This is a genomic window from Bacillus sp. NEAU-242-2 (genome assembly GCF_027853835.1).
In the GTDB taxonomy this organism is placed as follows: domain Bacteria; phylum Bacillota; class Bacilli; order Bacillales; family Bacillaceae; genus Bacillus; species Bacillus velezensis.
Genome location: NZ_JAPNNY010000001.1, coordinates 53789 through 67188, shown reverse-complemented (window position 1 = coordinate 67188; position 13400 = coordinate 53789). Strand labels below are relative to the sequence as shown.

2 protein-coding genes are annotated in these 13400 nt (G+C 46.3%); both read right to left on the bottom strand.

What is annotated here, in order from left to right:
* Nucleotides 1-23 precede the first annotated feature (23 nt).
* Nucleotides 24-11972 carry a bacillomycin D hybrid PKS/NRPS BamA gene (gene bamA, locus OWN49_RS00145; RefSeq protein WP_176283349.1) on the bottom strand — a complete coding sequence of 3983 codons (11949 nt, stop codon included), beginning with the start codon at nucleotides 11970-11972 and terminating at the stop codon, nucleotides 24-26.
* A 19-nt stretch (nucleotides 11973-11991) separates the two neighbouring features.
* Nucleotides 11992-13194 carry a bacillomycin D biosynthesis malonyl-CoA transacylase BamD gene (gene bamD, locus OWN49_RS00140; RefSeq protein WP_077722405.1) on the bottom strand — a complete coding sequence of 401 codons (1203 nt, stop codon included), beginning with the start codon at nucleotides 13192-13194 and terminating at the stop codon, nucleotides 11992-11994.
* Between the last annotated feature and the right edge of the window lie 206 nt (nucleotides 13195-13400).

The window sequence follows — 13400 nt, the reverse complement described above, 5'->3', positions numbered from 1 at the left end:
ATTTAAAGAAATAATGCTTTTCCCTAAAAGTTCAATTGAATAGAATCAAGCGCGTTCTCTTCTTCCTCATTGCTGCCGCTCAATCCGATATGTTCGATTAGAATGCTTGGCTGTTCCAAAATCGCCGATAGGATGTGTAAGTAGTCGTTTGATAAAACCTCGATTCTGCTTTTCTTAAACAGTTTTTTCGAATATTCAAACAGTCCGTGATAGTTGTCGCGGTCCGCCTGAATCGACAAGGTCAAATCGAATTTCGCAACCGGATGATGAAATGGATACGGCTTGAGTTGAAGAGAATCGAAAGTCAATTCAGCATGATCGAGATTTTGCAGCACAAACATCGTATCGAATAAAGGATTGCGGCTTGAATCTTTTGGAAGATGCAGATGCTGAATTAATTCTTCCAACGGATAGTCTTGATTTTTATAGGCGTTCAGCATGTTTTCTTTTACTTCGTTTAAGTAGGCATCAAATGTTTTACGGCCCGCCGGGTGATTGCGAATGACTAACGTATTGACGAACATTCCCACGACCAGCTCTACATCCAAATGAGTCCGCCCGGCAGATGGCGTTCCTACGATAATATCTTCTTGTCCGCTGTATTTGGATAAAAGAATCGTATAGGCTGCCAATAAAATCATATACAGTGTTGCTCCTGTGTCTTCTTTCATTTGGCTTAAACGCTGTTTCAAGTGTTCTGGTATAAGAAATTCAAATGATTCGCCTTCGTAATCGCGTATGGCAGGTCTCTCATAATCCGCAGGCATATCCAGTACAGGAATATCACCGTGAAACTGATCCAGCCAATACGCTTCCTGGCTCTTGATGTTCCGTTTCTGAATGTCCGATTGCTGCCAAACTGCAAAGTCTTTATATTGAATAGAGAGCGGGTCCGGTTTGTTCCCCTCGTAGATTCGGCTTAAATCTTTCATCAGAATATTGACGGACACACCGTCAGAAATGATATGATGCATATCAACCACAAGCACGTGCCGCGCAGGTTCAATTTCAATCAGTCCGGCCCGCATCAGCGGCGGTTTGGCTAAGTCAAACGCTTTGATGAAATCAAGCACACGGTCTTCCGCTTCTTCTTCGCTTGCTTGAATCCGTTCTATCGTAAAGTCGACGTTCTGATGAATACGCTGTGCCGGCTCGCCTTCATATAAATCAAAGCTGGTCCTCAACGATTCATGACGCGCGATTAATTTTCGGAAAGCGGCGTTTAACCGTTCGGGATCGATCGTCCCTTCCACATTCATGGCACCCGTCATATTGTAAGTCAGCTCGCCGCCTTTTGTGTGACTTAACAAATACATCCGCCTCTGAGCTGAAGAAACCGGATAATATGGCATTTCCTTTGCAGCCGGAATCGGTACATATCGATTTTTGTCCATGTGTAACGCCTTGTCAGCCAATTGTTCAATGGTAGGAAACTTGAATATGTCTTTGAGAGACAGATTCACATCCAGCTCTTTGTGAATTCTGGCGGCTAAGGCAGCCGCTCGGATGGAGTTGCCTCCGAGATCAAAGAAATTATGTTTGATCCCCGCTTGGCTTATTCCGAGCACTTCCTTCCATAAATCTGTCAGTTTGGACTCCGTCTCATTACCCGGCGGAACATATTCAGCTGTCTGCTGCAGACTCGCTTCTGGTGCAGGCAGTGCCTTACGGTTTATTTTCCCGTTGGACGTTAACGGCATATGCTCCAGATGGACAAAATAGGACGGAACCATGTAGTCCGGAAGCTCCGATGACAATTGTTCCCTAAGCTGCGCAGCCGCTATAGGCTTGCCGCTTACGTAATACGCGCATAATTGTTTTAAGCCGTCTTCTTCTTCTTTCACCGTAACCGCGGCTTTTTGCACCGCTTCCGCGTTATGCATTGCTGCTTCAATTTCACCAAGCTCGATTCGGTATCCCCTGATTTTGACTTGTTCATCAACGCGCCCGATATATACAAGATTTCCGTCCTTCAACCGCTTAGCCAAATCCCCTGATTTGTACATCTTCGCTCCCGGGACATACGGGTTTTCAACAAATTTCTCTGCCGTTAAATCCGGACGGTTCCAATACCCTCTGGCAACACCCGGTCCGCTGATATATATTTCGCCGATTACCCCGATCGGAACCAGGTTTCTGCTTGCATCGGCCACATAAATATCCGTGTTGGCAGCCGGAGTGCCGATCGGTACAAATTCCCGCTTGTCCCGTTCTGCGTCGAAGTGATAAATCATACATCCGACGACAGCTTCCGTCGGTCCGTATTCATTGAAAATGTCCAGCCGGCCTTTAAACTGCTCGCTGACACTTTTGGCCAGACGGGTGCTTAAATTTTCTCCGCCGACAATCATTTTCCGTATTGCCGTGCCGCCAGCGATATTCATCTCCTTGATGACGTGCAGATGTGCCGGGGTCAATTTGATCATGTCTATTCTTGAGTCCCGCATAATCTCAGAAAGCACAGCGCTTTTATCTTCGCCGTCAAAGACAATGATGGTATTTCCCGTAACCAGCGGTGTAAATATCGAGGTCACAGTCAGATCGAAAGAGATGGAAGAGTATAATGGGAAGTTGGTTTTCTCACCTCTTACATAAACCTCTTTCGCCCACCAAATATAATCAGCCAGTCCCTGATGCTCAATGAGGACACCTTTTGGATTTCCCGTGGAACCTGACGTATAGATCATGTAGGCCAAATCATGCGCATCGCTGTCCGATTCAAGATTCGAGTGATTCTCATGGTATGAGTTTTCCTCATCCAAAAGCACAACGTCACCATCATACGGTAATTGATCCAGCAGGCTGCGCTGTGTCAACACAACCTCCGCCCTTGAATCTCTCAGGATATATTGGATCCGATCTTCCGGATATTCAGGATCAATGGGCACGTATGCGCCGCCGGCTTTCAGAACAGCCAAAATTCCGACAATCAGTTCGATCCGATGCGGGCAGATGATGGCAACGAATTGATCCGCTTGTACGCCTTTTGTCCGTAACGTCCGCGCCAATCGGTTCGCCCGTTCATTGAGCTGTCTGTACGTATACCGCTCATTGCCAAAAATAACGGCTTCATGATCGGGACTCTGTTCTGCTTGCATTTCAAACCATCGGGTTACTGTTTCGTTATGCGGACACGGCGTCTTTGTGCCATTACACTCCGTCAGCAGTTGATGCCGTTCGGTTTCAGACAGCATAGGAACGGAAGACAATGTCATCTCCGGCTGCTCAACAAGACTGTTTAAAATGGCGGTATAGTGTTTGGTGATCTGTTCAATGGTGTCTTTTGTGAATCGTCCCGGTTTATAATCAAAATGCATCTCTATCTGTTGACCGGCATCTTCGATTGTGAGCATCAAATCATACAAAGAGACCCCTGGATTTCGTTCTTTCACTTTAAATGTACATTCATTGTGCCGGATTTCATGAAATTCAATGTTTTGAAACACAAACATCGTGTTAAACATAGACTGTCCGGTTGTTTCCCGCTGCACATTTAATTTCTCCACAAGCCGGTCGAATGGATAGTCTTGGTTTTCGAAAGCGTCAAGCGTCTGCCGCTTTACTTCTTCCAGATAATCCGTAAACGTTCTATTGGCGTGCGGCTTCGTCCGGATTCCAATGGTTTGTATGAAAATACCGATGATCTTTTCGATATCCGGATGATTTCTTCCTGAAGCAGGCGTGCCAACGACAATGTCTTCTTGTCCCGTATATTTATGAAGCAGCACATTATAGGCGGCCAGAAGCACCGTATAGAGAGTGGTTTCCGCCTTTTGCGCCAAATCTTGAAGCGAACGGATGACATCCGGCTGTAAGGAGCATGTCACACGCTGTCCCTCAGAAGACCGTTCTGCCGCTTTTGAACCGTCTGTCGGCAGGTTAAGGATGGGAATTTCGTCTTGAAATTGTTCCAGCCAATATGTCTCCTGCCGCTTCATAGCATCCTCATTCAGCCGTTGGTTTTGCCATTCTGCGAAATCTTTATATTCAAATTCAATGTCCGGTAATGGTTTCTGATGATATAAAGCCAGCAATTCATTTGTAAGGATGTTGACGGAATAACCGTCCGAAATGATATGATGCATATCGATGAGCAGTTCGGCCTGCTCGTTTTCAATCTTGATCAGCTCTGCACGAACTAACGGAGCTTGGTCCAGGCGGAACGGTTTTACAAACCGGTCTGAATAGGCATCAAATTCGTCCCGGCTCATTGTCCGGACATGAACGTTAAAATCAACTTCGTTTTCAAGTTTCTGAACGATATCGCCATCTATAATGTCGAAATACGTGCGAAACGCTTCGTGCCGCTGCATCACTTGTTGAAGAGATGAGATCAGGGCTTGCTCATCGTACTTCCCTGTTATTGATATTTGGCCGAACATATTTTGCGCCAGCTGATCCGGTTCCAGTTGGTGCAGGAAATATACTCTTTGCTGTGCCGGCGATGTCGGGTAATACGCTTTTTTCTCGGCAGCCTTCATCGGGAGGTGCACGACTTTTGTTTCGTTCTGAATGAAATGTGCTAATTCCTTAACAGTCTGGTGATTGAAAAATTGTCCGATGGAAACATTTTGATGAAATGTCTTCTGAACTTTGGAAAGCATAAGCGTCGCCTGGAGTGAGTTTCCTCCCAGAGCCAGGAAGCGATCTGATCTGCCGACCCGTTCAAGGCCGAAAAGTTCCTCCCAAATCCGCGCCAGCTGCCGCTCCGTTTCATTTACCGGCGCCTCGTAGGCTTCAGTGAAATTTGCTGTATTGCTTCCTATTGAAGAGACCCGCTTCTGGTGTTCGGCATAAAGTGCTTGTAAATCATGCTGTTCTTCATCGGAAAACAGCATCATGGCGTCAAGAGGGATTGAATCTCCCTCAACCATTTTTTGCAGCAATTTTGTAAAACCCGCTCCCCACTTTTTCATGATTTCCGGACTGATGACGTTCGTATTAAAGTCGAAATCAAGAACATATTCTTGATGCGCGTCTGTTATGTTAAGAAATAAATCATACAGGGTGCATTTTACCGGGTATGCAACGGGCTCCGCTTCCGCCTTTCCGAAATGCAGCTTTCGAAAAGGCCTGTCTAAATTAAAGATAATACGCATATCCGGCACTTGATCGTGCGGAAGCTCTCTGGCCACCAGTGTCATCGGGACGGCTTGGTGCCGCATTGCAAGATTCACGCTTTCTTTCATACTGCCAAGATAACCGGTTAAAGTGCTTTCTGAAGTAGACGTGTTCTTCACCGGAATCATATTGACGCAATTTCCAATCAGATCATGCTGTTTCATATGCGATTGACCTGCAGCGGGGACCCCGATCACAAGGCCTGACTGTTTGGTAAGCCGGTGCAGAAAAAGATGAAATGCACCCAGCATCGTCACAAATACGCTATTTTTCATCTGAATGCTTAATGACCTTAAAGCCTCGCTCAATGGCCGTCCAAGCCTGACGGTACACCGGTCTCCCTCATACCCCTTCGGATAACAGACAGAAGCTGCGCTCGGCAGAATTGGCTGCTGTATCGGTTCAGAGAAATGACGCCGCCAATAACGGACCCCTTCTTCATAATGGCCGCTGTCAATCTGTGCCTGCTGCCAGTCTAAGTATTGGCGAAACGAAACATCTGCCTCTTTCGGTGAAATTGGTTTTCCTTGTACAATTGCCGCGTAGTTGCTCTCCAGTTCTTGAACAAAAACGGCGATTGACCATCCATCGGCAATGATATGATGGAACGTGAGCACAATCAGATGTTCATTGTGAGCCGCAGTAAGCACATGGATTCTAAACAAAGGCTTTTGTTCATGGAAATGCAACGGCCGCTTGGCATCTTCTGTCAGCCATTTTTGAATTTCCGACTCCCGATGTTCATGCGGGTGACCGGTAAAATCAATGACTGGTATTTCTATATTCATCCGTTCCTGCACTTGCTGTACCTCGTCATCGGGATGAATCACCGTACGTAAAGCTTCATGACGGTCAACGATATGCCGGACGGCTTGTTTTAATGGCGTATGCTGCAGTTCGCCCTCCACTTTCAGCATAATGGACTGGTTTAAAGCGGCGGAAGCTTCATTCCCGTAATGGGATGCCATAACCAACTGCTTTTGTTCAGGTGAAAGCTCGCGCGTCCCGGACTTTTTACGGCCTCCGCCATCAGGGGAATCCGGGCCTTCCGGAATAAATCCGCCTCGGCGAAGATCCTCCACCGTGTCTTTCACCGCTTGAATAATATTTTCGATATCATCTGCGGTATGCGCGACGGACAAGAAGCAGTTGCGTCCTTCCCACACATAGACACCTTTATAGTTGAGATGGTAAAAGAACAAGTCATTATCAAGCGATGAGACAAACCGGAATAAAGAACCGAATCGAACCATGCGGATAGGCACTTGCGCTAGTTCGAAGCAGCGATTCAGCTCATCGACCAAGTAGGCTGTTTTTTGATTCAGCTGCTCATACAGATGTTCTCCCTCGGTTTGTAAATGACGAAGGACGGCTAATGACATTCTCATGGTAAGCGGATGAGTATTGAAGGTGCCGGCCACAAACGTGCGTTTCGCCTCGTCTTGCGGGTAGGAATCGTCCCCATACTGCCAGGTACCCCCGTCGATCGCATTCATGAACTCAGCTTTTCCGGCAACTACCCCTAACGGCTGTCCGCCGCCGATGATTTTTCCGTAGGTCACTAAATCAGCCTGAATGCCGAACCATTCCTGTGCGCCGCCGAGACCGATCCGAAATCCGGTAATAATTTCATCCATAATCAGAGCTGTTCCGGATTGCTGCGTGATCGCCCGCAATTCTTTCAAAAATGCCCGCGGCTGCAAATCCGGTCTGCGGCTTTGTACCGGTTCCACCAGTACGGCTGCCAATTCATCACCAAGACTGCGGATCACGTCCAGCGAATCGGGATTGTTGTAATGTAAAATAATCAAATCATCCATAAAGCTCTGCAGTATGCCCGGAGCCAGCGGATTCGCAGACGCAGCTCCGCCTTTTGTGCCGGCAACCCCTAATACGCCGTCAAACGTGCCGTGATAAGATCCCGAGAACGCCACGACTTTCTTTCTTCCTGTTGCTGCCCGCGCCAAACGCAGGGCAACCATGACGGCCTCTGTTCCGGAATTATAGAAAGCGACCCTTTCCACCCCGGTACATGTGCGGATCCGGTCGGCAACTTCACCGGCGACATCTGACATCGGGCCGAGCGGAGGCAATGATGAACGGGTTGAATCATCGATAACCTGTGTAATAAAGGAAGGATGATGCCCGAAAAGGTTAACTCCGAACCCCATGGTGATATCGATATATTCATTTCCGTCAATATCCCACATTTTAGAACCGTCAGATCGTTCGGCGATAATCGGGTATACGATTTCCTTCCAATACGAACGGAAGCTGGACAAGTTGCGGTTGTTTGCATGAGCAAATCGGGTGTTGTCTGTATATTGTTTGGAACCTTTCGTTTTATCTGCGTACTTCTTGATGAAATCTTCTAAGTATTGTTTTTGCCGTGCGGTATAGTGTCCCTGATCATGCAGGTTCTGAGGCTGGAAAGGAACATAGGGTTTCGCTTCTTGAGCCGCTTTCTTTTCTGCAGTGACGGCCGGAGGCCCCTGCTTGACAGAAGGAATTGATTTCTCTTGCGCTTTAGCGTATTCTTTCTCATCGGAATGATGTCCGCTGTTTCTCAACAAATTAAAGCTATTTAATTGAGCTTGCAAGGTATCCTGAATTAATTGATTCTGAGAAGCGATTATTTTTTCGAGCATATGCTCTTGATGACCTTCTCTGCGATCCGATTCAGACTGTGCTTCTGAAATGACCTGTATTTCCTGCGCCGGAACATTCTCTTGAGGCGGAGCGGATGCAAAGGACGATGGAACGGTCTCAGCCAAGTAATCTATGACACTTTGAAGGTTGTTCATCGTATCAAAAAAACGATCCATCGGGATGTCTGCCCCAAATTCGTCCGCGATGGCTTTTTTGACCTGTGACAGCATGATGGAATCCATCCCGAGCCCGATAAAATGAGCATTCAGATCGAGTTCCTCCGCTCTGATCCCCGAAGCATTGCTGATTACAGTTTTCAAGAAGGATTCAATGTGCGCCTTCGATTGATTGATATTCAATGCCGCTTCTCCTCTCTTTTCGTCCTCGTTTAAGCGCAATTGGTCAGCTTCAGCCCAGCATCGGCTCCGTTCAAACGGATACAGGGGCAATGGCGTCTTTTGTACAGTTTCACCGGAATAAAGCGCGCGCCAATCGATAACGGCTCCTTGCACAAATAATTCGGCGGCGCGATGCAGCCATGTGATCCGTTCATCTTGCGTACGTAAACGCTGCTTAATCAGTGCGGCTGCTTGTTTATTCAGCTCTTCTTTATGAGCGGGCAGCATTTCCTTCATATTCTTGTAGCCGATGTATACACCGGGAAGGTTTCTGTCTCCCTGAATCAGGCGGGTCAGCTTATCCGATAGTTCTTGTTTACCGGATACAATCATGGCAATGCCATGATCCAAATGAGCCCTGCCCGTACTGGCTGTATAGCAAATGGACTTTAATGAAGCTTGGCTGTCATCCGATACATATTGCCGGTACTGCTGTGCGAGTTCATAGAGTGATTTTTCAGTATGAGCGGATAAAACAAATAGGTGCGGCCCATGTTCATCCTCGGGCGCATACTTACTTTGAGAAATATATTCTTCCAATACCACATGAGCGTTCGTCCCGCTAAAGCCAAATGAGCTGACTCCGCCTCGCAGCGGCTCTTCACCGGATGTGAACGCTGCAGCTTCCTGGTTTACGTAAAATGGTGAAGAGTGAAAATGAATGAGCGGATTAGGTTCATTAAAGTGCACTAACGGCGGATTTTTCTTGTGATTCAGCATGAGGACAGATTTGATCAGCCCGACGATGCCTGCCGCTTCAAACAAATGACCGATGTTCGATTTAACAGAACCAATCGCACAAAATTGTTTTTTTGCCGTATACTTTTCAAACGCTTTACAAAGCCCGTTAAATTCAACCGGATCGCCGAGCTTCGTTCCGGTGCCATGCGCTTCGATGAAAGACAGTGTTTCAGGGGCAATGCCCGCGTCTTTCCAAGCCGTCTCAATGACCTCAGTCTGAGCTGCCGGATTCGGTGCTGTAATCCCGGCGGTTGTTCCGTCTTGATTCAGCGCGCTTCCCTTGATTACGCCGTAAATATGGTCTCCGTCGCGAACAGCATCCTGCAGAGGTTTTAGCAGGACTGCGGCCGCGCCTTCACCTGTGCCAGTACCGTCTGAATCTTTGCTGAACGTTTTCGTGTACCCGTCCGAAGATTCCATATCAAGTCCGATACAGATCGGCAAGAGCGATGTCCGGATACCGCCGGCAAGAGCCATTTCACAATCGCCGGATATTAAAGATTTACATGCCATATGAACCGCGGCAAGCGATGAGGAGCATGCCGTATCCACTGTGACCGCCGGCCCTTTTAAATTTAGGAAATAAGCGATTCGGCTGGCTAACACGGAAGGGAGATTGCCCACGATATATTGATGAAGCTCCTCCGGATAATTCGCAGAAAGGAGACGTTCATAATCGTAGCCCACCTTCGAGTACCCTGCATATACCCCGACACGGCTCCCGTTCATGCTGCCGCCGGCATAGCCCGCATCTTCAATCGCATGCCATACAGACTGCAAAAACAGTCTTTGGTTAGGGTCCATAAACTGAGCCGTTTTAGGAGCTAAACCGAAAAACGAGTAATCAAAGCGGTCGATTTCATCTAAATAGCCGCCCTTCACAAACTGATTCTCATTGATTTCGCTTTGGATGGACTTTAAATAATCCGCCGCATCTTTCAGCCGGGATGCAGGGTATTCTCGAATGCTGTGCTCACCTTTTTCAAGCAGATTCCAAAAATCACTTTTCGTTGATGCTCCTGGGACATTGAGCGACATCCCGATAATGGCGATATCTTTCGGCGTCACATGGCTTGGTTTCGCTGCCGCGTCCTGCTTGATTTCAGCCCGTCTTTCAGACAGATATGCCGCTAAATCAGTGATAGAAGGATACGTAAAGAGATCTGAAACAGCAAGCTCGCGTCCGAATTTCTGTTCTATGCGCTCGGCAATCTGCGATAACTGTAATGAATTTGCTCCCATATCAAAATAACTGTCAGCGAGGTGAACCTTTTTCCCATTGAGCACATCGGAAAAGATAGACAGTAATTCCGTTTCAATTTCATGAATGGGAGTCTGTCCGGATGTTTCCGGGCTGCTCTCCAAACATTCATTGATAGCGGCAGACTCTGTTGCAAAATTCCCTGCCTCATACTGTCTGGCAAGTTCGTAGCGTTTAACCTTTCCGCTGGTTGTTTTAGGGAGTTTTCGGATCGGAAGGACTTCTTTTATGCTCCAGCCGCCCCGCTTGAGCAAATGCTTTTTTATCTCTTTGACAAGCGGTGCGAATTTTTCAGGTGATTTTTTGTAAACAACAAAGAGCACGATTTCTCCGCTTTGTGTCTTTTGATCATATACACCGCAGGCGGCAACTCTTCCTAAGTCAACCTCTTCCATTTCAATCGCGACCCGTTCAATATCGTGCGGGTAGATATTTTTTCCGTTCACGAAAATAATGTCCTTTTCTCTTCCGGTTACGACTAAGTTACCACTTTCACTAATGAATCCGAGGTCTCCCGTTTTTACCCAGCCGTCAGAAGTCAGCGCTTTTTCCGTACTCTCGGGGTTGTTATAATACCCTTGAGTCACATTGTCTCCTTTGATCTGGATATGGCCGATGATTCCGTCTTCTACTCTTTCATTTACTTCATCGGAGATCCGAAGCTGACAATAGTCAATAGGTTGTCCCACTTCGACGAATGAAGCGCAATTTTGATCCTCTTTGCTTACTTTTACAGCTCTTTCACCAAGATTTAAATAGTCACGATGCAAATAAACGGGAACGAATTCTTTACCTAATTTAGAGAATGCTGCGCCGACCGACGCTTCCGCTAAACCGTAAACATTCAAAATGGCGGATCTTTTCAGATTGAATACTGCGCATCTTTTCAAAAATTCGTCACAGAGCTCCGGCAATATCGGTTCTGCACCGTTTGCGATGACCTTGATGTGGGATAAATCCCAGTCTGGTTCGTTTTTCAGAAATTTAAGGAAGTAGTTGTACCCGAAATTTGGAGAGGATAGAATACTGGCTTTATGTTCATGAGCTTTTTTCATCCAAAGAATAGGTCTGCGAATAAATAATTCTGTAGGCATTAGATTTTGATTGATTCCGGTTATGAAGGGAACAAGGTGGCAGGCGATGAGCCCCATATCATGCGTTAAAGGCATCCATGATAAGAAAGAGTCTTTCGAATGAACGGCTAGGGCATTCCCAATGGCGCACGTGTTATGTATTAAGTTGTGATGCGTTAACATGACTCCTTTTGGATCTCCTGTCGATCCTGAAGAAAATTGGATAAAGGCGAGTTCATCCGCATCAGGTTCATAAAACGAAGCGGGGTAATCGTAGGTTTGATCTTGAATGATGTCAGATTTTTCGTTTAATTGATGATGGAAATCCTGTAAATCGTGTTCTGCAGCATATTTCTTTATTTTGTCCAATACTTTTTCAGAGGCAATCAGAAACGGGTGATTTAATATGTTCCAAATGCGCCAGACCTTCAGCTTATGGTCATCATCTTCTCCGATACTGACCGGCACCGGGATCATTCCTCCTAATATACAAGCCCAAAAAGCAACGACAAATGATTTGTTTTCTTGGATTTGAAATACGATTTCCTGCTTCGGCTGAATGCCGATATGCTGTAAATAGCCAAGATACCCTTGCGCCTCTTCAAACAATTGGCGATAAGAGACAACCGTCTCGTTTTTATCGGATTCGATAAAACGGATCCCGCGGTCAGAGATATTGCTTCTTTCCCGAATGACATCTACTAAGGTTTGGAATTGACTGGTATACATAGGTCCCCTCCTGGGCGCTTTATTTTAAAATCCGCAATTCTTCCCAATCCGGAAGCTGTTTAGCCTCGCAAATTAATTTGCATAAATGGATCGAATGTTCGAGCTCTTGTTCTGAGAGCTCATTTTCATGTCTTTCCATTCTCTCTTTCAGCTCTTGGATTTGCGTAAATAATGCCGTCGTCATATTGGAATAAGCCGCTGAATCCTTGTTGTAATTTCGCGCAATGACGGATTGAATCATCAATTTATTCAGTTGTTTTTTGCGTAAACGGACAATATGTTTCTTTCTTTCTGCTGAATTGGAAAGCAAGTGAACATCAGATGTCTGTCCTAAGGGATAAGGTACAATGTGATTCGTTGTTTTTCTCAGCAGACCGGCTAAGACATTGTTCGGACCCATTTCGATGACTTCCGTCACTCCGTGTAAAAGCAAGTAATGCATCGATTCCGTCCATCTTACCGGCATCGTCATGTGCTGCTCGAGATGTTCGCTGATCGAATTTCCGCTGCTGTAAGGGCGTGCAGTGACATTTGAAATGATCGGCCATGCGGCATCCCGGAAGGAATACCGGTGTAATACAGTCTGGAATTGTTCAGATGCTGATCGTATCAGCGAACTGTGAAAAGGCGCACTGACATTCAAATAAGTGTATGCCGCTCCCTTTTCCTCCGCCATCTTGATGACACGTTCCACAGCTTGCCGGTGTCCGGAAATCACATGTTGCTGTTCTGAATTCATGCAGGCTACTCCTGCCGGAAAGTCTTCCGTCGACACTTTCGAACATATTTCCTGCAACGTTTGAAGAGAGAGGTGAGTCACGGCGGCCATCGTCCCCTGCTGCTGAGAATCCGCATTCTGCATAAGAATTCCCCGCTGCCTTACAAGTGTAACGGCATCCTGAAAAGAAAGGGCGCCGGCACAGACAAGCGCTGAATATTCGCCTAAGCTATGACCTGCCAGGAAGCGGGGCTTCACCCCTATTTCCTGCATATACACTTGAAAAGCAATAACACTGACCGTTAAAATAGCGGGCTGCGCGTTCATTGTCTTTGTCAATTCATTCATATCTCCGTTAAAACACAGTTTTTTTACATCCAAGGAGATCGCATCGCTCGCTTCTTCAAACAATCTCTTTGCGAGCACAAAATCATTCCAAAATTGTTTGCCCATTCCTACAAATTGAGACCCTTGTCCAGGAAATAAAAAGGCAAGATTGTTCATGAGATTCCTCCGATCATATTGAACAGAAATACAATATCCTACAAATTATCCCTTTATCTAACATCCTAGCATGATTATAACAAATGTGTATAGAATACTTTCGGAGGAGTTATTGTTCGATTTTACAAACGAATTAGATATATTTATTCATAAAATAAAACATGAGGGTTTCACCGAAAATCAGTCTTAAAGAGAGATGATGAAAA